This window comes from Cupriavidus sp. H39 (genome assembly GCF_050271075.1).
Classification (GTDB): domain Bacteria; phylum Pseudomonadota; class Gammaproteobacteria; order Burkholderiales; family Burkholderiaceae; genus Cupriavidus; species Cupriavidus necator_B.
Genome location: NZ_CP189846.1, coordinates 1066273 through 1089658, shown reverse-complemented (window position 1 = coordinate 1089658; position 23386 = coordinate 1066273). Strand labels below are relative to the sequence as shown.

The following is a 23386-nucleotide window of genomic DNA, read 5'->3' as shown; positions in this document are numbered from 1 at the left end:
CCGCCAATACCTTCCCGGAGACGCCATGCATCCCGATCCCGTCCTGCCCGGCATTCGCGCCATCGAAGCCGAGATGGTGGACCTGCGACACCGCATCCACGCCCATCCCGAACTGGGCTTCGAGGAATTCGCCACCAGCGACCTGGTGGCCGAATGCTTGCAGGCCTGGGGCTATGCCGTGCATCGCGGCCTGGGCCGCACCGGCGTGGTCGGCACGCTGCGTCACGGCGAGGGCCGCGCCATCGGCCTGCGCGCCGATATGGATGCCTTGCCGATCCAGGAAGCCACGTCCCTGCCGTATGCCAGCCGGATCGACGGCAAGATGCACGCGTGCGGCCATGACGGCCACACTGCCACGCTGCTGGCCGCGGCCCGCTACCTGGCCCAGCACAAGCCCTTCCACGGCACGCTGCATGTCATTTTCCAGCCGGCAGAAGAAGGCATGGGCGGCGCCCGCGAGATGATCCGCGACGGCCTGTTCCGCCTGTTCCCGTGCGATGCGGTATTTGCGCTGCATAACATGCCCGGGCACCCCGTCGGCAAATTCGGCTTCCTGGACGGCCCGTTCATGGCATCGTCCGATACCGTGACGATCCGCGTCACCGGGCGCGGCGGCCACGGCGCGGTGCCGCACCGGGCGGTCGATCCGGTGGTGGCGTGCGCGTCGATGGTGATGGCCTTGCAGTCGGTGGTGGCGCGCAACGTGAATCCGCTCGACATGGCCATCGTGACCGTTGGCGCGATCGAAGCCGGCAAGGCTCCCAACGTGATCCCAGAAAGCGCCGAGCTGCGCCTGTCGGTGCGCGCACTGAAGGCCGAGGTGCGCGACCTGCTGCAGGCACGCATCACTGCGCTGGCGCATGCGCAGGCCGAGAGCTTTGGCGCCTGTGCCGAGGTGCATTACGACCGCCGCTACCCCGTGCTGGTCAACGACCCGGCCACCACCGGGATGGCACGCGAGGTCGCCCGCGACTGGCTGGGCGAGGAAGGGCTGATCGAGAACATGGTGCCGCTGACGGGCAGCGAGGATTTCTCTTTCATGCTGCAAGAGTGCCCGGGCTGCTACCTGATCGTCGGCAACGGCGATGGCGAAGGCGGCTGCATGGTCCATAACCCCGGCTACGACTTCAACGACGCCTGCCTGCCGCTCGCGGCCACCTATTGGGTAAAGCTGGTCGAGCGCTACCTGCGCTGAGCCGCGCCCGCCATCAGCGCAGACCGGCCCTGAGGCCGGCCGCCCTTCACCGGAGACACCGAATGTCGACTTCCCTTCCCGCGCCGCCGCTGGACGGCGCCTTCGCCGCGTCATCGGGCCATGCCAGGCCCCGCCGCCGCGTGATTGCCGCCATCACCATCGGCAATGGCCTCGAGTTCTATGATTTCACCGTCTACAGCTTCTTCGCCGTTCTGATCGGCAAGCTGTTCTTTCCGGTTTCCGGCGGTATTGGGCAGCTGATGCTATCGCTGGCGACCTTTGGCGTGGGCTTTGTCGCGCGCCCGCTCGGCGGCCTGATGATCGGACTCTATGCCGACCGTGTCGGGCGCAAGCCGGCGATGGCGCTGACGCTGTGGCTGATGGGGCTGGGCTCGCTGCTGTTCGTGGTGGCCCCGACCTATGCGCAGGCGGGCATGGCCGCGCCGCTGCTGATCGTGCTGGCGCGGCTGCTGCAGGGCTTCGCGCTGGGCGGGGAAGTGGGCGCCTCCACGGCGCTGCTGATGGAGTATGCCGATGACCATTCGCGCGGCTACTACGGCAGCTGGCAGCTGTTCAGCCAAGGCGTCAGCGTGCTGCTTGGCGCGGTGGTCGGGCTGTCGCTGACCAACGGGCTGTCGGCCGACGCCCTGCAAAGCTGGGGCTGGCGCGTGCCGTTCGCCATCGGCATCCTGGTCATCCCGCTGGGCCTCTATATCCGCCGCCACCTGGAGGAAACCGCCGCAGCGCCGGCCGCGGGCGCGGCGAGCCATGAAGGCGCCGGCCTGGCCGAGATCTTCCGCGCCCACGGCCGCGTCGTGGTGGCCGGCGTACTGGTGACGATCGGCGGCACCTCGGCGACCTATATCGTGCTGCACTACATGAGCAGCTACGCGGCGACGGTGCTGAAGATCCCGCTCGGGCTCAGCATGTCCGCCGGCTGCGTCGCCGCACTGGTACAGGTCGCGCTGTCCGCGTATGCCGGCCGGCTCTCTGACCGGATCGGGCGCAAGCCTGCCATCCTCTGGTCGCGCGTGGCCATGCTGGCGCTGGTCTATCCCGCCTTCATGCTGCTCAACGCGCGGCCGTCGCTGGCGATGCTGCTGGCGGTGGTCGCGATGCTGGCCGTGCTGCTGGTGTTGAACACGGTGCCGTCGGTGGTGCTGATCACCGAGCTGTTCCCGCGGCGCATCCGCGCGAGCGGCCTGTCGGTGGTCTATTGCATCGGCGTGCTGGTTTTCGGCGGCTTTGCGCAGCTGATCGCCACCTGGTTGATCGAGCTGACCGGCAACGCCAGCGCGCCGGCGCTGTACGTGATCGGCTGCGGCCTGATTTCGCTGGTCGGACTGGCGATGGTGCAGGAGACCGCAGGCAGGCGGCTGGATTGAGTACGGCCTGCTGCGCGGGACGCACGGCCGGGACGGTCCCCTGCCCCGGACCGCCCCGGCGACTGGGCGGCAGTGCAGGCCCGATCGTCCCTAAAAGAATCTGCTAAAGCCCTCGCCCCTCCCGGCCGTTAAGCAATGGGGTCGCAATAGAGTCGCAGTGGGACGGAGGGAGACTGACATGCAGAACCTGGGGATTCGCATACGCCTGGGCGCGGCGTTTGGCGCCATGTGGTCGCTGATGGCGATCGGGACCGCGGTGGCCTTGCCGCGCCTGCAGGACGCCGCCGACGCGCGGCGCCTGCTGATCGCGCTGGCCGCGGCCGGCCTGTGCGTGGCGGTGGGCGCGGTCTGGCGGCTGGCGCGCGGCATCGAGGCACCGCTGGCCGAAGCCGTCCACATTGCCGAAACCGTGGCCGCGGGCGACCTCAGCCAGGAGTTCAACACCGAACGGGGCGGCGAGTTCGGCCGGCTGCTGGGCGGACTGGGCGAAATGGAAGACATGCTGACCGGCCTGGTGACGCGCATCCGCACCGCCACCGACTCCATCACCGATGCTTCGCACCAGATTGCCGCGGGCAATACCGACCTGTCCCAGCGCACCGAAGAACAAGCCGCCGCGCTGCAGCAAACGGCGTCGAGCATGGACGAACTGACGGCGATGGTGCAGCAGAACACCGAACGCGCCCGCGCCGCCAACGGCATGGCGGCCAACGCTTCCGGCATTGCCGCGCGCGGTGGCGAAGTGGTGGGCGACGTGGTGCAGACCATGTCGGCGATCAGCGCCAGTTCGCGCAAGGTCACCGACATCATCGAAGTGATCGAAAGCATTGCCTTCCAGACCAATATCCTGGCGCTGAACGCCGCGGTGGAAGCCGCGCGCGCGGGCGAACAGGGGCGCGGCTTCGCCGTGGTGGCGGGCGAGGTGCGCACGCTGGCGCAGCGCAGCGCCGCCGCGGCACGCGAGATCAAGCAGCTGATCGACGATTCGGTGCAGCAGGTGGACAGCGGCTCGGCGCTGGTGGGCCGGGCTGGCGAAACCATGCAGGAGATCGTCCAGGCGGTGGCCAGCGTCACCGGGCTGCTGGGCGAGATTACCGCGGCGTCGGAACAGCAAAGCGCCGGCATTGCCCAGGTCAACGAGGCCGTGGCGCAGATGGACACCGTGACGCAGCAGAATGCGGCGCTGGTGGAGCAGGCGGCCAGCGCGTCGCAGGCATTGGCGGGGCAGGCGACGGAACTGCAGCAGGTGGTGGGGGAATTCAGGCTGTAGGGTTGAGGGCCAGTCCTTAACGGCAGGATCCTTGCGGCGTAGGCGCATCGGCTGGCTTGGCCAGGGACATGATGGATCTCCTCCCTGTACAGGCGCGCGGGATCCGGCGCCAGGAGATGCCATCATAGCGGATGATGAAACATATGTTCCACCATGGTTAACGCTGAAACAAACGATCCCGGCCCAGTCCGGGGCGGCGGGAACGGCCCCTCATAACGAAAAAGGGGCGGCAATGCCTACCGCCCCTTCCCCCGGATGACCGGATGACCCGGCCGCTGCCCGGCCGGGATGTACCACCTGTATCACCGCCCGCTCAGGCGGTGACGTCCTGCGACGCGCCGACCATGGTCAGGGCGTTGCCGTGCTCGTCCAGCGTGACCTCGCCCTCCTCATGGATGTCGCGGAGGCTGCCGTCCGGCAGCTGGATGCGGTAGTCGACGCGATACGGCGCCTTGTCGACGATGGCCGCGCGGATCGCCGCCTGCACGCGCGGGCGGTCCGCTTCGACGATCGACGCCAGGTAGCGGTCCATGGTCACCTTGAACGCCTGCGGAGCCCAGCCGAAGATGCGATAGGCCTCGTCGGTCCAGGCGCAGTCGTCTGTCTGGATGTTCCAGTACCAGCCGCCCAGGTGCGCAATCTGCTGCGCCTTAGCCAGCAGCGCCTCGCTCTGGCGCAGCGCGGCCTCGGCGCGGCGACGCTCGGTGATGTCGAGGCTGACGCCGATCATCTTGACCGGGCGCTGGTCGAAATCGCGCACCAGCGTGGCCCGCGACGAGATCCAGCGCGTGGTGTCCTCGTGCACCACGCGGAATTCCCACTCATGCATCTCCTGCGCGCCCAGCGTGCGCGCCAGCACTTCCTTCAGGCGCGCCACGTCGCCGGGATGCACGCAGGCCCAGAAGTCGTCCATGTTGCGGATATGGCGGCCGAACAGCGTGACGTCGTTGGAGGAATAGGTCAGGCCGTCGGTCAGCACGTTCCATTCCCAGGTAACGATGCCCGATACCTCCTGCGCGAACTTCATGCGCGCCTCGCTTTCCATGATTTCGGCGAGGTGCTTCTGGCGCAGTTCCTTGATGTGCGGGTCGGAAGCGGTGCTGGCCTCGAGGTCGGCGATGGCCTGCTCGCCGTAGCGCAGCCACAGCCAGTTGACGCCCAGGAAGCGCGCCAGCGCCAGCAGCCGCTCGTACTCGATCTCGCCGCCGCGGGTCCACTTGTGCACTGCCGACGGCGACACCGACAGGGCCTCGGCCACCTGCTTGAGCATGATCCTTTTGCCCTCCAGCACCCCCTTCAGGCGCGTGGCAAAAGTGTCTTCCGTCATGGGCACTCCTCCGCTTTTTTTCAACCGATGGTGAATTGAGTAACTCGAACCTTACACCATCACCGGAAAACACGGGAATTCATAGCTTTCATCAATTGTCCGCAATAACTTCATCGCTTTTTTGAATTGCAACACACCAGCGCCGCTCACTAAACTTGGTCCCACATCACCGAGAGTAATTTAATTAACTATCAGTGAATTGACAAAGCAAAGAGATCAAAACGAGGAGACACCCATGCAAGAGACCGCCGCCCCCGCCTGCATCACCGCGCCACTGGCTTACACGCTGCCGGCCCACTACTACACCTCGCAGGAAGTCTTCGAGCAGGAAAAGAAGACCATCTTCGCGCGCAGCTGGGTCTGCGTGATGCACCAGAGCCAGGTGGCCGAGAACAACCAGTACGCCACCGCCCAGGTGGCCGGCGAAAACGTGTTCGTGGTGCGCGGCCGCGACGGTGTGCTGCGCGCGTTCTACAACGTGTGCCCGCACCGCGCGCACGAGCTGTTCGCCGACGGCGCCGGCAAGGCCAAGAACGTGATCACCTGCCCCTACCACGCCTGGTCGTTCGGCCTGGACGGCAAGCTGATCCACGTGCGCAACGCCGAGAACGTGCCGGGCTTCTGCAAGGACAACGCCGGCCTGACGCCGGTGCGCGTGGAAGAGTTCTGCGGCCTGGTGTTCGTCAACCTCGACATGGACGCCAGGCCGCTGGCCGAACTGGCCGCCGGCCTGAACGACGAGATCCGCGCGCGCTGCCCGGACGTGGACACGCTGGTGCCGGCGCACAAGCTCACCTACGAGATGAAGGCCAACTGGAAAGTCGTGGTCGACAACTACCTGGAATGCCTGCATTGCCAGACCGCGCATCCGGCGCTGGTCGAGTCGATCAGGATGGAGACCTACAAGCACGAAGTGCGCGGCCTCTACACCAGCCAGGTCGGCCAGACCCGCCCGGGAAGCGACGCCTTCACCTATGACAGCGACGCGCCCAACACCGACTTCGCCGCGTACTGGCTGTGGCCCAACGTCACGCTGAACGTACTGCCGGGCGACGGCAACTACGGCGTGTTCTACATGTTCCCGGTGGACGCCGACACCACCATCCAGCACTTCGAGTTCTACTTCCGCGACAGCACCCCCACCGCCGAGCAGGAGCAGCTGATCGAGTACTACAAGAACGTGCTCAAGCCGGAAGACCTGAGCATCGTCGAATCCGTGCAGCGCGGCCTGAAGTCGCGCGGCTACCGCAACGGGCAGGGCCCGCTGCTGGTCACCGACGACAAGACCTCCGCCATCGGCGAGCACGGCGTGCAGCACTTCCAGCAGATGGTGCTCGACGCCCTGGCTGCCTGAAACCCCCAAGATCAACCGGAACCGCAGCAATGATCCAGACCCAGCTCTATATCGACGGCCAGTGGCAGTCGCCCATCGACAGCGGCACGCGCCCCATCGTCAGCCCCGCCGACGAATCCGTGATCGCCCACGCCGCCGAAGCCACCCGCGCCGACGCGCGCCTGGCCATCGCCGCCGCGCGCCGGGCCTTTGACGGCCCCTGGCGCCAGACCACGATCCGCGACCGCGCGAAGCTGCTGAACCAGATCGCCGGACTGATCGAGCGCGATGCCGAGAAGCTCGCCCACCTCGAATCGCTCAACACCGGCAAGACGCTGACCGAAAGCCGCACCGACATGGGCGACATTGCCGCCACCTTCCGCTACTTTGCCGGGCTGGTGGCGTCGGAATCGGGCGCCGTCAACGAAGCGCCGCACCATGTGATCAGCCGCACGCTGCGCGAGCCGGTGGGCGTGTGCGGGCTGATCACGCCGTGGAACTATCCGCTGCTGCAGGCCGCCTGGAAGATCGCACCGGCGCTGGGCGCCGGCAACACGGTAGTGATCAAGCCCAGCAACCTGACGCCGCTGACTACGCACCACTTCACGCAACTGGTGGCGGAACTGGACCTGCCGCCGGGCGTGTTCAACCTGGTGACTGGCGGCGCCGAAGTGGGCGCGGAACTGGCGGAAAGCCTCGACGTGGACCTGGTGTCCTTCACCGGGGGCGCGTTGGCCGGCGAGAGCATCATGAAGGCCGCCACCGGCAACTTCAAGCGCATCGGCCTGGAGCTGGGCGGCAAGAACCCCAACATCGTCTTTGCCGATGCCGACCTGGATGCCGCGGTCGACTACGCGCTCAACGCCGCCTTCTTCCATGCCGGCCAGGTCTGCTCGGCGGGCTCGCGCCTGATGGTCGAGGACAGCATCTATGATGCATTCATCGGCCGGCTGGCCGAGCGCCTGCCGCGTATCGTGATCGGCAACGGCTTCCATGGCGAAACCCAGATGGGCCCGGTGCAGTCGGCGCAACAGCACGACAAGATCCTCGGCATGGTGCAGGCCGGTATTGCCGAGGGCGCGCGCCTGGTCCACGGCGGCAAGCGTCCCGCCGGTGACGTCTACAAGCAGGGCTACTGGCTGGAACCGACGCTGCTGGCCGACGTGACGGCAGACATGAAGATTGCGAAAGAGGAGATTTTCGGGCCGGTGATCACCGCCGAGCGCTTCGGCTCCGAAGCAGAAGCGCTGCGTGCCGCCAACGACACGCCGTATGGCCTGGCCGCCGCGGTCTGGACTCGAGACCTGGACAAGGCCAACCGAATGTCGCGCGCGCTGCGCTTCGGCACGGTATGGGTCAACGACTACCACCCGTACTTCCCGGAGGCGCCGTGGGGCGGCTACAAGGCCAGCGGCATCGGCCGCGAGCTGGCCCGCATCGGCCTGGACGAGTACACCGAACTCAAGCACAGCTATATCAACCTGGCCCCCCAGCCGATGGGCTGGTTTGGCGCCTGAGCGCAGCTGACTTCGCCATCGCGTGCGCGGCGGCGCCGCCCCCTGGGGCCGCCACGCACGGCGTCACGCAAACAAGGAGATTGCACCATGCAGGCAATCCATGAGTACGACTACATCATCGTCGGCGCAGGCTCGGCCGGCTGCGTGCTGGCGGCGCGGCTGACCGAGGATGCCGGTGTCTCGGTGCTGCTGCTGGAGGCAGGCGGCCCCGACTGGCGCCTGGACTGGCGCACGCAGATGCCGGCCGCGCTGGCCTATCCGCTGCAGGGCACCACCTACAACTGGGCCTACGTCACCGAGCCCGAGCCGCATATGAACCACCGGCGCATGACCCAGGGCCGCGGCAAGGGCCTGGGCGGCTCGTCGCTGATCAACGGCATGGTCTATATCCGCGGCAACGCGATGGACTACGACGGCTGGGCCGAGAACACGTCGCTGGAGCAGTGGAGCTACGCCGACTGCCTGCCCTACTTCCGCAAGGCCGAGACCTACGACAAGGGCGCCAACGACTACCACGGCGGCAACGGCCCGCTGCACGTGACCACGCCCAAGGCCGGCATCAGCCCGCTGTTCGAGGCCTTTATCCAGGCCGGCGAGCAGGCCGGCTATGGCCGCACCGACGACCTGAACGGCTACCGGCAGGAAGGCTTCGGCCCGATGGACCGCACCACCACGGCGGGCGGGCGCCGCTGCAGCACCTCGCTGGCCTATCTCGACCAGGCCCGGGAGCGTCCCAACCTGACCGTGCATACGCGTGCGCTGGCCGACCGCATCCTGTTCGCCGGACAGCGCGCCATCGGCGTGTCGTACTTGCAGGGCGACCACGTGCGCGAAGCCCGCGCGCGCCGCGAGGTGATCGTCAGCAATGGCGCGATCGCGTCGCCGCAGCTGCTGCTGCGCTCCGGCGTGGGCAATGCCGATGAACTGCGTGCCTTCGGCATCGACGCCGTGGCGGACCTGAAAGGCGTGGGCGAAAACCTGCAGGACCACCTGGAGATGTACCTGCAGTACGAATGCACCAGGCCGGTCTCGCTGTACCCGGCGCTGCAGTGGTGGAACAAGCCGGCGATCGGCATCGAGTGGTATCTGCGCGGCACCGGCACGGCGGCCTCCAACCACTTCGAGGCGGGCGGCTTTATCCGCAGCAGCGACGAGTTTGCCTGGCCCAACCTGCAGTACCACTTCATTCCGCTGGCGATGAACTACGACGGCAGCAACCCGGTGAAGTCGCATGGCTTCCAGTGCCATGTGGGCTCGATGCGCTCGCCCAGCACCGGCTTCGTCAAGCTGGCCAGCCGCGACCCGCGCGTGAAGCCGCGCCTGCTGTTCAACTACATGGCGCATGAGGTCGACTGGCGCGAGTTCCGCGCCGCGGTGCGGCTGACGCGCGAGATCATCGGCCAACAGGCGCTGGACCAGTTCCGCGGCCGCGAGATCAAGCCCGGCATGATGGTGCAGAGCGATGCCGAGATCGATGCCTTCGTGCGCGAGCATGCCGAGACCGCGCTGCACCCGTCCTGCACCTGCAAGATGGGCGATGCCTCCGACCCGATGGCGGTGGTCGACCACCAGGGCCGCGTGCACGGATTGTCGGGGCTGCGCGTGGTCGATGCCTCGATCATGCCGAAGATCGTCACCGGCAACCTGAACGCGCCCACCATCATGATGGCCGAGAAGCTGGCGGACGTGATCCGCGGCCGCGCGCCGCTGCAGCGCTCGGCAGCGCCGTACTACAAGGCGGCGACGGCCGGCACCGAGGCGCATGCGAACGCGCCGCGGCATCCCCCCGCCACCGCGCGAATGCCGATGCCGATGCCTGCCTGACCGGGCGGCGCGGCGCGCGGGCTTCCCGCCAGAACCCTGACCGACGCATGGACTGCCGAGGACTCCGGTCCCCGGCGGGCAGCGTGCGCGCGGTTGGCGCGCCGCCCCCCTTCCCAAACACAAAGCCGGCTACCCCAACAACCCACCAGACCGGCTGCAAGGAGGAGACACACATGCTGCGCAAATGCTTTGCTTCGAAACGGGCCCTGCAAGGCGCCCTGCCCCTGCTGCTGTGCCAGGCACTCGGCGCGCAGGCCCAGGCCAATGCCAGTGGCGAAACCACGCTCGCGGTGGCTCCGGTGCCGCAAGTCACCGCAACCGTACCGCCGGCCGAGGCCGCAGCCACCGCGCCGCTGAGCGCCAACCTGACGCTGACCTCGCAATACGTCTCGCGCGGTTTCCGCCAGACCTGGGGCAAGCCCGCCGTGCAGGGCGGCATCGACTACGCCCATCCGAGCGGTTTCTCCGCCGGCACGTGGATGTCGAGCATCAGCGACAAGTTCATCGAGGGCGGCACGGTCGAATGGGACCTGTATGCCGGCTACACCGGCACCGTGGGCGATTTCACTTATGCCGGGCAGGTCTATTACTACCTGTACCCGGGCGCCAAGCTGCAATACGCGCAGACCAGGTACAACTACGGCGAGGCGGTCGCGTCGGTGACGTGGAAGTGGTTCAACGTCAAGTACTGGCTGACCTATACGCCCGACTACTTCGGCTACAACAGCGCCTCGCTGATGGCCGGCAACAACCTGCATAGCCGCGGTTCCGGCTACCTCGACGTGAACGGTACCTTCGACCTGGGCCACGGCGTCTCGCTGCTGCTGCACTACGGCCAGGAGCGCGTGCGCAACTTCGCCGCCTACAACTTCCGCGACGTACGGGTGGCGCTGTCCAAGGCCCTTGAAGGCGGCTGGACCGTGACCGGCGCCTACACGCGCGGCTGGGGCCGCACCGACGTCTACGACCAATACACCACCGGCGCGCTGGATTCGTCCGGCCATCCGGCGGTGTCCAACCCGCTGAAAAGCACGTTCCTGGTTTCGCTGACCAAGACGTTCTGACGGCATTCATCCACCGCTGTACCACCGCCTTACGAAGCACACCACCATGGCCTCCCTGGGTCTTACCGACGCGACCGGACTTGTCGGCGTTGCCGCCTACGTCGCCGCGCATTTTGCCGTGCAGGTCCTGCACAAATCCCCGACCGGCAGGCTGGCCGTCGTCCTCAACGTGATCGGGCCGGGCTGCATCCTGATCTCGCTGACCGGCGCGTTCAACCTGGCGTCGTTCCTGACCCAGTGCTTCTGGCTGGCGCTGACGCTGCTGGGCTGGTGGCGCAAGCGCCGATCGCTGCGGGCCGGGGGGGCGGTGGTGGAAACGCTGGGTGCGCCGCGCCCCGGCCAGCCCGTGCAGCAGTAGCCGTTACGGCCGGGACGCTTTGCAACGCGATACAAAACACCCGTTGCCTTAGCTCCCTGTCGTTTCTATACTCGGCCGAAACACCAAAAGTTATGTAATTTACTTTTAGTGAATTTAAACCACCGGAATGCCGCTGCACCCTGGAAACAGGCCCACTGGCAACCCGGGATGACAACAGGAGACAACGATGAGAAACGCCCACAGAATCGCCGCCAGACATTCCCGACCGTCGTAACCCCGGCAGGCAGTAGCGCAACGTACCTACCCAGACCGCAGACGGCAGACCGTGACGGAGCCCCGCTCCCGCAACACGGCGACCCGGGAAGCAAGGAGACATCGTGTATTCACAGAAAGACGTGCTGTCGCTCGGCGCGCAGGCGCCGCTCGCCCCCGCGCAGCAAACCCAGCAACAAACCCCATCGCATGAACTGCAGCGCACGCTGACCTGGAAGGACGCCTTCTGGGTCACCAGCGGCGTGCCCGCGGGCGTGCTCTTCACCATCGGCGGCGTGTCCGCCACCATCGGCAACCCGGCCTGGGTGATCTGGATCCTCGCCATCCTGGTCGGCTTTGCCCAATGCTTCGTCTACGCCGAGATCTCCGGCCTCTACCCGCACAAATCGGGCGGCGCGTCGGTGTACGGCGCGCTGGGCTGGGTCCGCTACAGCAAGTTTGTGGCGCCGGTCTCGGTCTGGTGCAACTGGGTGGCGTGGTCGCCGATGCTGGCGCTCGGCACCAGCCTGGCCGCCGGCTATATGCTGAGCGCGCTGTTCCCAGCCGATTCGGTGATCAACACCTGGCAGCTGACGCTGTTCGACCTGGGCTTTGTCAGCAAAGGCCTGACGCTGCGGGTGAATTCCACCTTCCTGCTGGCCACCGCGTTCCTGCTGATCACCTTCAAGCTGCAACACAGCGGCGCCTCCGCCGCGGCCACCACGCAGCGCATCCTGGGCATTGCCTCGCTGACGCCGCTGGTGGTGATCGCGCTGGTGCCGCTGTTCACCGGCGACATGCCGTCGACCAGCTTCCTGCCGCTGCTGCCGTTGACGCACGACGCCGCCGGCGCCGCGGTGCTGGGCGGCTGGAACGCCGCGGGCATCAGCACGGCGATGGGCGCAATGTTCCTGGCATGCTGGTCGACCTTCGGCTTCGAGACCGCGGTGTGCTACACCCGCGAGTTCAAGGACCCGCAGAAGGACACCTTCAAGGCGATCTTCTGGTCCGGCGTGCTGTGCCTGTTCATGTTCATCGCGGTGCCGATCGCCTTCCAGGGCTCGCTCGGGCTGCAGGGCATGCTGGCGCCGGACATCGTCGACGGTTCCGGCGTGGGCGCGGCCATGGCGCGGTTCGTCGGCGGCGGCGCGGTGGTGTTCAACGTGATCGTGGTGATGCTGGTGCTGGCGATTTTGCTGATCGTGATGACCTCGATGATGGGCTCGTCGCGCACGCTGTACCAGGCCTCGGTCGACGGCTGGCTGCCGCGCTACCTCTCGCACGTGAACGAGCACGGCTCGCCCACCCGCGCGATGTGGACCGACCTGGTATTCAACCTGTTCCTGCTGCTGATGTCGAACTACATGGCAGTGCTGTCGATCTCGAACGTCTGCTACATGATCTTCGTGTTCCTGAACCTGCAGTCGGGCTGGATCCACCGCATGGACCGCCCGGACTGGGCGCGGCCGTACAAGTGCAAGAACTGGCTGCTGGCGCTGGGCGCGTTCTTCGGCTTCTTCGACCTGGCCTTCGTCGGCGCCGGCGCCAACTTCCAGGGCGAGCACACGCTGCGCAACGGCCTGATCGCCGCGCTGCTGATCGTGCCGGTGTTCGTCTACCGCCACTACATCCAGGACAAGGGCCGCTTCCCCGAGTCGATGCGCCGTGACATGGAACTGCCCAATGCGCGCGCCGGCGTGCTGCCCTATGTGGCGCTGGTCGCCGGCGGCCTGGTGGTGTGGATTGCCGCCAGGCTGACGGTCATTACCTGATGGCCCGGGCGGGCCGGCGCCGTGCCGGCCCGCCTTCCCTGCCGTACTTCCCGCACTTCCTGCATTTCCTGAATTCCGAGGTACCGCCATGACTGACACGCTCCGCGTGCGCGTCGGCCGCGTCGAGCCGCTGGCCGCCGGCATCAAGCGCTTCACCCTGCAACCCCGCGACGGCGGCATGCTGCCCGCCTTCGACAGCGGCAGCCATGTCGTCGTCCATATGGACGGCGGCCGGCTGCGCAATGCCTATTCGCTGACCAGCACGCTGGGCGAGCCCGGCCACTACCAGATCGCGGTGCGGCTGGAAGAAGCCTCGCGCGGCGGCTCGCGCTTCATGCACGAACAAGTGCGCGAAGGCGACGAACTGGAGGTCGGCACGCCCGGCAACTTGTTCAGCCTGGACCACAACGCCGGCCGCCACCTGCTGATCGCCGGCGGCATCGGCATCACGCCGTTCATGACGCATATCCAGGCCCTGGCCGCGCGCGGCGCCGCGTTCGAACTGCACTACTGCTTCCGCAACGCGCAGTCCGCCGCTTTCCTGGACGTGCTGCCCGCCACGCTGCAGCCCGGCCAGCTGCATCTGTACGAAAGCGACCGCGGCACCCTGCTCGACATCGCCGCGCTGATCGCCGCACAGCCTGCCGACACCCACGTCTATGTGTGCGGCCCGGCCCCGCTCAACGATGCCGTGGTCAACGCCGCGCGCGCCGCCGGCTGGGACGCCGCGCGCATCCACTTCGAGCAGTTCCGCAACGAGGTCGACGCAACGGGCGGCGCCTTCGAGGCCGTCCTGAACAAGAGCGGGCTGACGCTGCAGGTGGGCGCCGACGAATCGCTGCTGCGCGCGATCGAGAAGGCCGGGGTCAAGGTGGACTGCATGTGCCGCGAGGGCATCTGCGGCTCGTGCGAGACCGCCATCCTGGAGGGCCAGGCCGACCATCGCGACCAGTACCTGTCCGACGCCGAGAAGGCTGCGCAGAAGACCATGATGCTGTGCGTGTCGCGCTGCAAGGGCCAGCGACTGGTGCTGGATCTGTGAGTGACCGGCAACTCGCAACCTTTTGGTTGCGTTTCCGGGTGCGGGCGCCTAACATGCAACCATAGCGTTGCATGTTGACACCCCCACAAGGAGACCGGACATGGCTTCATCCACCGACCGCATCGAGCGCAGCATCCTGCTGGCCGCCCCCATCCAGCGCGTCTGGCACGCGCTGGCCGATGCCGAGACCTTCGGCAGCTGGTTTGGCGTGAAATTCGACGGCGCGACCTTCGCGCCCGGCCAGCGCGCCGTCGGCAGCATTACTTACCCCGGCTACGAGTACCTGAAGTTCGACGTGGTGGTCGAGCGCATGGAGCCACCCCGGCTGCTGTCCTGGCGTTGGCATCCGGCGCCGCTGGAGCGTGGCCGCGATTATTCGGCCGAGCCGCCGACGCTGGTGGAATTCGAACTGAAGGAAACCGGCGACGGCACGCTGCTGACCGTGGTGGAATCCGGCTTCGACCAGATCCCGCCGGAACGCCGCATGGAAGCCTTCCGCATGAACAGCGGCGGCTGGGATGGCCAGATGGAAAATATCCGCAAGCATGTCGGCGGCGCGGCCTGAGTCCCCACCCTCCCTGGGCCTGCCAGACGCCGCCGCGGTCTTTGCCGCGCTCGGCGACGAAACCCGGCTGCGACTGGTGGCGGCGCTGTGCGCCGGCGGCGCGATGTCGATCGCGCAACTGACGGCGGGCAGCGCCATGACGCGACAGGCGGTCACCAAGCACCTGCAGGTACTGGCGCAGGCCGGGCTGGTGCGCGACAGCCGCGCCGGACGCGAACGCCTGTGGCAATTCGAACCCGGCCAGCTGGAAGCCGCGCGCCGGTCGCTGGAAGCGATCGGGCGGCAGTGGGAGTTTGCGCTGGGCAAGCTGAAGGTGGCGGTGGAGGGCCGGCACTAGCTGCTCCCGCAAGCGGGAGACGGGAGCAAACCCGAGGACGTTGGCTACCCTCGCAAGCGACGAAACCCTTCTCCATCACCGCTATACTGACAGCCCCGCCCATTCCAGCGAGAGGAAGCGCGCAGTGGCTGACCACGACCTGTCCAGGCTCAAGATCGACCGGCAAGCCGCCGCGGCCGGCGCCCGTATCCACCCGCGGCGCAAATGGCTGCGCTACGCCGCCATCGCGCTGGTGCTGCTGGCACTGGCCGGCATTGCCATCCGGTTCGCCGGCCCGCGGCCGGTGCAGACCGCCACCGTCACCTCCGCCTACCCCACGCAGAACTTCACGCTGCTGAACGCCACCGGCTATGTCGTGCCGCAGCGCAAGGCGGCGGTCGCGTCGAAGGCGCAGGGCCGGCTTGAATGGCTGGGCGTGCTGGAAGGCTCGCGCGTGAAGAAAGACGAGGTCATCGCGCGGCTGGAAAGCAAGGACGTTGCCGCCTCGTTCGCGCAGGCGCAGGCGCAGGTCCAGGTGGCTCAGGCCAACCTGGCGCTGCAGCAGGCCGAGCTCAAGGACGCCGAGGTTAATCTGCGCCGCTCCAAAGTGCTGATCGTGCCGAACGCGATCTCGCGCACCCAGTACGACGCCGACGTGGCGCGCTTTGACAAGGCGCGGGCGTCGGTGAACAGCTCGCGGGCGTCGGTGGTGTCGGCGCAGGCCAATGCCCGCGCGGCCGAGGTGGCGGTCGAGCAGACCGTGGTGCGCGCGCCGTTCGACGGCGTGGTGCTGGTCAAGCATGCCAACGTGGGCGACAACATCACGCCTTTCTCCGCCGCCGCCGACACCAAGGGCGCGATCGTCACCATCGCCGACATGGAAACGCTGGAAGTCGAGGCCGATGTCGCCGAATCCAACATCGCCCGGATCCGCGTCGACCAGCCCTGCGAGCTGCTCCTCGACGCCCTGCCCGGCCTGCGGCTGGCCGGGCAGGTAGCGCGCATCGTGCCCACGGTGGACCGCTCCAAGGCCACCGTGCTGGTCAAGGTGCGCTTTGTCGACCGCGATCCACGCGTGCTGCCCGACATGAGCGCCAAGATCGCCTTCCTGTCCCGCGCTGCCACCGCGCGGGACCGCCAGCCGGTGGTCGCGGTGCAGCCGGCGGCAGTGGCCACGCGCGACGGCCGGCAGGTAATCTACGTAGTCAGGGACGGCAAGGCGCACGAGATGACGGTCAGGACCGGGGACAAGCTTGGCGAACTGGTCGCGGTGCAGGGCGTCAAGCCGGGCGACGTGGTGGTGCTGTCCCCGGGCGAGCGGATCGGCGACGGCAGCCGCGTCACCACGGCAAAGCCATGAGGAGGCCCGCATGAGCGCCGCGCCGCTGGTGCAGATCGACCACGTCGCCAAGTCGTACCGGCGCGGCGTGCAGACCGTGCCGGTGCTGACCGATATCTCGCTGGACATCGGCGAAGGCGATTTCGTCGCGCTGATGGGACCCTCCGGTTCCGGCAAGAGCACGCTGCTGAACCTGATTGCCGGCATCGACCGGCCCGACCGTGGCACGCTGCGCGTGGCGGGGCTGGACATCACGCAGCTGCCCGAAGCGGCGCTGGCCGACTGGCGCGCCGCCAATGTCGGCTTTATCTTCCAGTTCTACAACCTGATGCCGGTGCTGACCGCGTTCGAGAACGTCGAGCTGCCGCTGATGCTGACCCGCCTGCCGCGCGCGGAGCGGCGCGCGCGCGTGGAACTGGTGCTGGACATGGTCAACCTGGCAGACCGCATGAGCCACTATCCGTCGGAGCTGTCGGGCGGGCAGCAGCAGCGCGTGGCGATTGCGCGCGCGCTGATCACCGACCCCGCGCTGATCGTCGCCGACGAGCCCACCGGCGACCTCGACCGCACCTCAGCGGCCGAAATCCTGTCGATGATGCAGCGGCTCAACGCCGATGCGCGCAAGACCATCATCATGGTCACGCACGACGCGCACGCCGCCGCCGCGGCCGGATCGCTGGTGCATCTGGAAAAAGGCGAGCTGATCCGTGGCGAGCCGGCGTAGCTTCCCTTCACCATGTACACGCTCAAGCTGATCGCGCGCAATGCGCTGCGGCACAAGCTGCGCACCGCGCTGACGGTGTTCGGGCTGGTGATCGCGGTGCTGGCCTTCGGGCTGCTGCAGACCGTGATCGATGCCTGGTATGCGGGCGCCTCGGCTGCCTCCAGCGCGCGGCTGGTCACGCGCAATGCGATCTCGCTGGTGTTTCCGCTGCCGCTCAGCTACGAAAGCCGCATCAAGGGCATCGACGGCGTGACCCTGGTGGCCCGCTCCAACTGGTTTGGCGGGGTCTATCGCGATCCCAAGAACTTTTTCGCGCAGTTCGCGGTCTCCGACAACTACCTCGATCTCTACCCCGAATTCATCGTCCCGGACGCACAGCGCGCCGACTACCAGCGCGACCGCAAGGGCGCGCTGGTGGGGCGCCAGCTGGCCGACCAGTTCGGCTTCAAGGTGGGCGACGTGATCCCGATCAAGGGCACCATCTACCCGGGGACATGGGAGTTCGTAGTGCGCGGCATCATGGAGGGACGTGACGAGAGCACCATCACGCGCCAGATGGTGTTCCACTGGGAATACCTGAACGAGACCGTGCGCAAGCGCACCCCGCGCCAGGCCGACCAGGTCGGCGTCTACGTGGTGGGCGTGGACAACCCCGACAACACCGCGGCGATCTCGCGCCAGGTCGACGGCGTGTTCCGCAATTCGCTGGCCGAAACCCTGACCGAAACCGAGCAGGCCTTCCAGCTGGGCTTTGTCGCCATGTCCAACCAGATCATCGCGGCGATCCGGGTGGTGTCGTATGTGGTGATCGTGATCATCATGGCGGTGATGGCCAACGCCATGGCGATGAGCGCGCGCGAGCGCACTGTCGAATACGCCACGCTCAAGGCGTTGGGCTTCGGCCCCGGCTTCCTCGCGCTGCTGGTGTTCGGCGAATCGCTGGTCCTGTGCGTGGTGGGCGGCGCGCTCGGCATGCTGGCCACGCCGCCGATGGCCAGCGCCTTCAGGCAGGCGGTGGGCGGCGTGTTCCCGGTGTTCACGGTCTCGCCGCAGACCATGCAATTGCAGGCGGCGTGCGCGCTGGCGGTGGGGGTCTTTGCCGGCATCGTGCCGGCGGTGCAGGCGGCGCGCGTGCGCATCGTCGAGGGCCTGCGGGCCATCGGCTAGCGCGAGGAGACTGCCATGGCCATCCCCTTGAGCTATATCGCGCGCAACCTGTGGGCCCGGCGCCTGACCACCGCGCTCACCGCGGCCGGGCTGGCGCTGGTGGTGTTTGTCTTCGCCACCATGCTGATGCTCGACGCCGGCCTGAAGAAGACCCTGGTCACCACCGGCGAGCACGACAACGTAGTCGTGATCCGCAAGGGCGCCGAGACCGAGATCCAGAGCGCAGTCAACCGCGACCAGGCCAGCATCATCGAGATGCACCCGGCCGTGGCCATGAGCGGCGCCGGCCGGCCGCTGGCGTCGCGCGAGGCGGTGGTGCTGATCTCGCTGACCAAGGCCAGCACCGGCCAGCCGTCCAACGTGGTGATCCGCGGCATCTCGCCGGCGGGCATGGACCTGCGCCCGCAGGTGCGGCTGATGGCGGGGCGCATGTTCCGGCCGGGCTCGTCCGAGATCATCGTCGGCAGCAGCATCGCCGGCGGCTTTGCCGGCGTGCAGATCGGCGAGCACCTGCGCTTTGCGCAGCGCGACTGGACCGTGGTCGGCCACTTCGACGCCGGCGGCAGCGGCTTCGATTCCGAGATCTGGGGCGACGTGGACCAGCTGATGCAATCGTTCCGGCGCAACGCGTACTCGTCGATGGTGGTCAGGCTGGCCGATTCCGCGCTGTTCGAACGCTTTCGCGCCGATATCGACGTCGATCCGCGGCTCGCCGACGAAGCCAAGCGCGAGCAGGCCTTCTACAGCGACCAGTCCAAGGCCCTGTCCGGCTTTATCAACATCCTGGGCTTCACGCTGTCCACCATCTTCTCGATCGCGGCGATGATCGGCGCCATGATCACCATGTATGCCTCGGTGGCGAACCGGGTGGCGGAGATCGGCACGCTGCGCGCGCTGGGCTTCCAGCGCGCCAGCGTGCTGGCCGCGTTCCTGGCCGAAGCGGCGCTGCTGGGCCTGGTCGGCGGCGCCGCGGGCCTGGCCTGCGCGGCGCTGATGCAGTTCGCCTCGTTCTCGACCACCAACTTCCAGACCTTCGCCGACCTGTCGTTCCGCTTTATCCTGACCCCGGTTATTGCGCTGCAGACGCTGGCGTTCGCGATGGCGATGGGGCTGGTGGGGGGATTCCTGCCGGCGGTGCGGGCGGCGCGGATGAATATCGTGGACGCGCTGCGGGCGCGTTGAACGATGCGCACTCCTGCCGGTTTGCTCCCCTCTCCCCATGAGGGGAGAGCGAGTAACCTTGGCCATTGCGTGGGGCATCCTTTCCTTGCCTTCTCCCCGACCGCCGACTACAACCCGTAGTGATGCATGCGACTCGTCAGGACGCCCCCCGATGAACCTTGACTTGCTGGCCTCATTGCTGACCGCCGTGGTAGTGCTGCTGATCGGTACGCTGGTCAACCGCAGCGTCGGCGTGCTGTCGCGCTACAACATTCCCGATCCCGTCACCGGCGGCCTGCTGTTCGCGGTCATCGCGTCGATTGCGGTGGCGGTGGCGAACGTCCGCGTGGTGATCGATCCCGGCATGAAACCGGTACTGCTGCTGATGTTCTTCGGTGGCGTCGGCCTCTGCGCCGACCTGCGCATGCTCAAGCGCGGCGGCAAGGCGCTGGTGATCTTCGTGGCCATCCTGCTGCCTTATATCGTGGTGCAGAACGTGGTGGGCGTGGCCATGGCCGCGGTGCTGGACCTGCACCCCATCTTCGGCCTGGTAAGCGGCTCCATCACGCTGGTGGGCGGGCACGGCACCGGGGCCGCCTATGCCGAGCGCTTTGCCGAGGTCAACAACCTGCAGGCGGTGATGGACCTGTCGATGACGGTGGCCACCGTCGGCCTGATCGTGGGCGGCATCATCGGCGGGCCGGTGGCGCAATACCTGATCTCGCGCTACCAGCTGCGCTCCACCGCGCGCGAGGCCGGCGACACCGAGGACGAAGCGGCCGCGCTCTCGCCCATCACCACCGTGGGCGCGCTGGCATCGCTGGCCGGCATCCTGGCCGCGGTGCTCGGCGGACGCTGGATCGCAGCGCAGATGCCGACCGGCGCCATCACCATCCCCGGCTTCCTCTGGTGCATGATGCTCGGCATCGCCCTGCGCAACCTGCTGCCCTTTGCCGGCATGCGCTTTGACGACCGCGCCAGCGACCTGATCACCAATGTCTGCCTGTCGCTGTTCCTGGTGATGACGATGATGGCGCTGGACCTGGCCGAAGTGGCGCTGTCCGCCGGTCCGTTCCTGCTGATCATCGCCATGCAGGTGGTGTTCATCATCCTCTACGTGGTGCTGGTGTGCTTCCGCTTCATGGGGCGCGACTATGAAGCCGCTGTCACCTCGGCCGCGTTCATCGGCTTCAACATGGGCTCGACCGCCACCGCCATGGCCAATATGCGCGCCATTACCGCGCGCTACGGGCCGGCGCCCACCAGCTACCTGATCACGCCGCTGGCCGGCGCGTTTTTCGTCGACCTGATGAACGCGTTCGTGCTGACCATGATGCTGGCGCTGCCGCTGATCGGGGGCTGACATGAGCCGCGCCCTGTTGACTCTGCTGTTCGCGCTGCTGGCCAGCGCCTGGCTGGCGGGCTGCGGCGGCGGTCCAGCCGCCGACGGCATCCGCACCGGCGTCGATGAACGGCTGGCGCTGGCGCTGCCGCCGGGCACGGTGCAGGTGGTGGCGCTGGAGCGCCGCGGCTCGCAAGCCGATACCAAGGCCCCGGCCGGCGAAACGCGCCGCATCGTCTATTTCGATGCGCAGCTCAAGCTGCTGCGCGACTATGACTTCGGTGCCTGGGATTCACCCGGCGTGGCCGGGCTGGTGTCGGCGCTGGGCGCGGGTCCGCGCGGCATCACCGGCATCACCAGCGGCGGCAACAAGGCCGGCGACATCATCCGTGCCCACGGCACCGCGCTGTACCGGCGCGACGGCGAGCGCTGGGTCGGCGTGCTGCCGGCCGGCTACCGCCCGGCCGAGGCCCCGGCCGTCGCTACCAATGTGCAGAGCGGGCCGGCGGCGATCCTGGACGCGATGCGCAAGGTGATCGACTCCGTGCAAAAGGATGCCTCGCCGGCGCAGCGCGCGGTGATCGAGCAGGAACTGACCACCGCGCACGCCAATATCCGTGCGCGGCTGGCGCGCGTCAATGAAGGCTATGCCATTGCCGCCGGCGCCGAGCACGGCCAGTACCTGCGCTTTGCGCAGGCGCTGGTGGCCGGCACGCGCGTGCGCGCGATGCCGCTGGTCACGCACGGCGGCGACGAGAACCTGCGCCTGCTGCGCGCGGGCAAGGTCTCGGTGGCGCTGGCGCAGGGCGATGCCGCGCTGGACGCCTACGAGGGCAAGGGCGCCTTCGCCGAGGACGGCCCGCAGGCCTCGCTGCGCGCCATCGGCAGCCTCTATCCGGAACCCGTGCAGGTGCTGGTGCGCGAAGCCGATCCCGCGCGCTCGGTGTCGGACCTGCGTGGCAAGCGCATCGCGGTGGGCGAGCGCGGCTCGGCTTCGCGCGGCACGGCGCTGCGCGTGCTGGCCGCGCATGGCCTGGCGGACAAGGACTTCAAGGCCGAGGAAGTGGGGCTTGGCACCGGCCTGGTGGCGCTGCGCCAGAACCAGGTCGACGCCGTGATCCAGGTGATCGGCGTGCCTGCCGACAGCATCCGCGATGCCCTGGCGGAAATGCCGCTGCGGATGCTGCCGCTGGACGAAAAGGCCATCGCCGCACTGGTGGGCCAGAAAGCCGGCTATTTTCGCGCAGCGATTGCGCCGGGCACTTATCCCGGGCTGAGCGCGCCGGTACGCACCATCGCCACCGCCGCCATCCTGGTGACCGGTCCGGACCTGTCCGACGCTGAAGTGGCCGAGCTGACGCGGCTGGTCTACCGCAACGGGCGGGACTTTGTCGCGCGCGGCAGCGCTCAGGGCGGGCAGATCGCCGTGGCGACGGCGCGCCAGGGCCTGTTGATTCCGCAGCATCTGGCGGCGGCCAAGGTGCTCGACAGCATGGGTCAGGCCAAGACCACACCAGCCCCCGCCGGGCCCGGCAAGGTCCCTGCCGCGTCCGGGACGCCAGTCAGATAAGGGATGCGCTGGCCGGCTTCAACGCCGGCACGAGACGCCGTAGAACGTTCCTGCGCGTGGATTAGACACCACATAAGCGTGGCGCTGCGCCCAGAACTGTGCGGTACGGAAGGCTTCGGCCTCGCGCTCGCTCCAATCCGTTGCCAGCAACGGCAGGGCCTCGGCATCGGTGGTCAGGTAGACGCGCGCCTGGTAGCGGGCGCTCTGCATCGTGCCGGTACGGATCGTGCGGATCGTGACGTGGAGGGTCATAGGCAGCTTCTCGACAGGGCAACTACCAGATCATAACCACTTCCGTGTGTGGGATTGGTGAAACAGGTCGGTCGAACCGTTGCGAATGTGCCAAGGTGCCACGGCGCTGTCAGGTTCCAGCGCCAGCGCCGACCTACCGGCATCTTTCCGACCTTTGGAGCCAGACATGCCAGCCCGGCCCGCCATCCTCATCCTGACCCACCTCGCCATGCTGGCCGTCGGCTTTGCCGCAGGCATCTATGTGCTGCCGATCCTGACGGCGCAGGCGGGGGCCAGCGCAGGGCAGGTGCAGGCGGTAGCGCAACAGGCGCGCTTTGCCGGCACCTTCCGCAAGGACCTGGCTGGCAGCGACGCGCTGCACTGGGCCAGCGGGCGGCTCCATGTTTCGGCAACTGCGCTTGCCTTTGAAGGCAGCGTCGCACCGGGACCGGATTACCGGGTGTACCTGGCGCCGGCATTCGTCGACAACAAGGCGGCCTTTCTGAAAATCAAGGAGCGGTCGGTGCAGGTCGGCGAACTGAAGACCTTCGGCAATTTCACGGTGGCGCTGCCGGCCGGGGTGGACCCGTCCCAATATGCGGCGGTAGTGATCTGGTGCGAGCGCTTCGGGCAGTTCATCGGCGCGGCGGGGTATCGCTAGGGATAGCGCC

General features: G+C 67.7%; 21 protein-coding genes. 19 read left to right on the top strand and 2 right to left on the bottom strand.

All coding sequences use genetic code 11. The features are described 5' to 3' along the window. The first annotated feature begins 25 nt into the window (after positions 1–25). The 3 genes from ACOCMH_RS05425 to ACOCMH_RS05415 all read left to right on the top strand — a co-directional run bounded on the left by ACOCMH_RS05425 (position 26) and on the right by ACOCMH_RS05415 (position 3850). On the top strand, positions 26–1195 hold the full coding sequence (locus ACOCMH_RS05425) for a M20 aminoacylase family protein (protein ID WP_427308139.1): 1170 nt from the start codon (positions 26–28) through the stop codon (positions 1193–1195). Positions 1196–1257: 62 nt separating this feature from the next. After that, on the top strand, positions 1258–2580 hold the full coding sequence (locus ACOCMH_RS05420; protein WP_427308138.1) for an MFS transporter: 1323 nt from the start codon (positions 1258–1260) through the stop codon (positions 2578–2580). A gap of 178 nt (positions 2581–2758) precedes the next feature. Next, positions 2759–3850 carry a methyl-accepting chemotaxis protein gene (locus ACOCMH_RS05415; RefSeq protein WP_427308137.1) on the top strand — a complete coding sequence of 364 codons (1092 nt, stop codon included), beginning with the start codon at positions 2759–2761 and terminating at the stop codon, positions 3848–3850. 313 nt (positions 3851–4163) lie between these two features. Here ACOCMH_RS05415 and ACOCMH_RS05410 read toward each other — a convergent pair whose 3' ends face one another. Beyond that, positions 4164–5177, bottom strand: coding sequence for a PAS domain-containing protein (locus ACOCMH_RS05410; RefSeq protein ID WP_427308136.1), 1014 nt, complete (start codon positions 5175–5177; stop codon positions 4164–4166). 235 nt (positions 5178–5412) lie between these two features. Between ACOCMH_RS05410 and ACOCMH_RS05405 the strand changes: the two genes are divergently transcribed. The 15 genes from ACOCMH_RS05405 (at position 5413) to ACOCMH_RS05335 (ending at position 22484) form a co-directional block, all read left to right on the top strand. Continuing rightward, positions 5413–6531, top strand: coding sequence for an aromatic ring-hydroxylating oxygenase subunit alpha (locus ACOCMH_RS05405; protein ID WP_427308135.1), 1119 nt, complete (start codon positions 5413–5415; stop codon positions 6529–6531). Positions 6532–6560: 29 nt separating this feature from the next. After that, the gene (locus ACOCMH_RS05400; RefSeq protein ID WP_427308134.1) at positions 6561–8027 is read left to right on the top strand and encodes an aldehyde dehydrogenase family protein; all 1467 of its coding nucleotides are present in this window, start codon (positions 6561–6563) and stop codon (positions 8025–8027) included. A gap of 87 nt (positions 8028–8114) precedes the next feature. Then, entirely contained in the window at positions 8115–9851 is a 1737-nt protein-coding gene (gene betA, locus ACOCMH_RS05395) for a choline dehydrogenase (RefSeq protein ID WP_427308133.1), read from the top strand. 173 nt (positions 9852–10024) lie between these two features. Next, positions 10025–10915 carry a TorF family putative porin gene (locus ACOCMH_RS05390; protein WP_427308132.1) on the top strand — a complete coding sequence of 297 codons (891 nt, stop codon included), beginning with the start codon at positions 10025–10027 and terminating at the stop codon, positions 10913–10915. A 46-nt stretch (positions 10916–10961) separates the two neighbouring features. After that, complete coding sequence (locus ACOCMH_RS05385; RefSeq protein WP_427308131.1) at positions 10962–11273, top strand: CBU_0592 family membrane protein; 312 nt, start codon at positions 10962–10964, stop codon at positions 11271–11273. A 338-nt stretch (positions 11274–11611) separates the two neighbouring features. Continuing rightward, on the top strand, positions 11612–13258 hold the full coding sequence (locus ACOCMH_RS05380) for an APC family permease (protein ID WP_427308130.1): 1647 nt from the start codon (positions 11612–11614) through the stop codon (positions 13256–13258). A gap of 88 nt (positions 13259–13346) precedes the next feature. Further along, a complete protein-coding gene (locus tag ACOCMH_RS05375; RefSeq protein ID WP_427308129.1) occupies positions 13347–14300 on the top strand; it encodes a PDR/VanB family oxidoreductase in 954 nt (317 codons plus the stop codon). Between the two features lie 100 nt (positions 14301–14400). After that, a complete protein-coding gene (locus ACOCMH_RS05370) occupies positions 14401–14865 on the top strand; it encodes an SRPBCC family protein (RefSeq protein ID WP_427308128.1) in 465 nt (154 codons plus the stop codon). Next, entirely contained in the window at positions 14846–15202 is a 357-nt protein-coding gene (locus ACOCMH_RS05365) for an ArsR/SmtB family transcription factor (RefSeq protein WP_427308127.1), read from the top strand. The genes ACOCMH_RS05370 and ACOCMH_RS05365 overlap by 20 nt, the downstream gene beginning before the upstream one ends. Before the next feature lie 124 nt (positions 15203–15326). Beyond that, positions 15327–16541: an efflux RND transporter periplasmic adaptor subunit gene (locus ACOCMH_RS05360; protein ID WP_427308126.1), complete on the top strand. Its 1215-nt coding sequence runs from the start codon at positions 15327–15329 to the stop codon at positions 16539–16541. 10 nt (positions 16542–16551) lie between these two features. Continuing rightward, a complete protein-coding gene (locus ACOCMH_RS05355) occupies positions 16552–17244 on the top strand; it encodes an ABC transporter ATP-binding protein (RefSeq protein WP_427308125.1) in 693 nt (230 codons plus the stop codon). A 12-nt stretch (positions 17245–17256) separates the two neighbouring features. Continuing rightward, positions 17257–18411 (top strand): ABC transporter permease, encoded by a 1155-nt coding sequence (locus tag ACOCMH_RS05350; RefSeq protein WP_427308124.1) that lies wholly within the window; start codon positions 17257–17259, stop codon positions 18409–18411. A gap of 15 nt (positions 18412–18426) precedes the next feature. Further along, positions 18427–19593 (top strand): ABC transporter permease, encoded by a 1167-nt coding sequence (locus ACOCMH_RS05345; protein ID WP_427308123.1) that lies wholly within the window; start codon positions 18427–18429, stop codon positions 19591–19593. A 151-nt stretch (positions 19594–19744) separates the two neighbouring features. Continuing rightward, positions 19745–20935, top strand: coding sequence for a sodium/glutamate symporter (gene gltS / locus ACOCMH_RS05340; RefSeq protein ID WP_427308122.1), 1191 nt, complete (start codon positions 19745–19747; stop codon positions 20933–20935). A 1-nt stretch (position 20936) separates the two neighbouring features. Next, positions 20937–22484, top strand: coding sequence for a TAXI family TRAP transporter solute-binding subunit (locus tag ACOCMH_RS05335; protein WP_427308121.1), 1548 nt, complete (start codon positions 20937–20939; stop codon positions 22482–22484). 18 nt (positions 22485–22502) lie between these two features. Here the strand turns inward: ACOCMH_RS05335 and ACOCMH_RS05330 are convergent, their stop codons facing one another. Then, a complete protein-coding gene (locus ACOCMH_RS05330) occupies positions 22503–22736 on the bottom strand; it encodes a CDP-diacylglycerol pyrophosphatase (RefSeq protein ID WP_116296844.1) in 234 nt (77 codons plus the stop codon). Between the two features lie 166 nt (positions 22737–22902). Between ACOCMH_RS05330 and ACOCMH_RS05325 the strand changes: the two genes are divergently transcribed. Continuing rightward, a complete protein-coding gene (locus ACOCMH_RS05325; RefSeq protein WP_427308120.1) occupies positions 22903–23376 on the top strand; it encodes a DM13 domain-containing protein in 474 nt (157 codons plus the stop codon). The last annotated feature ends 10 nt before the right edge of the window (positions 23377–23386 follow it).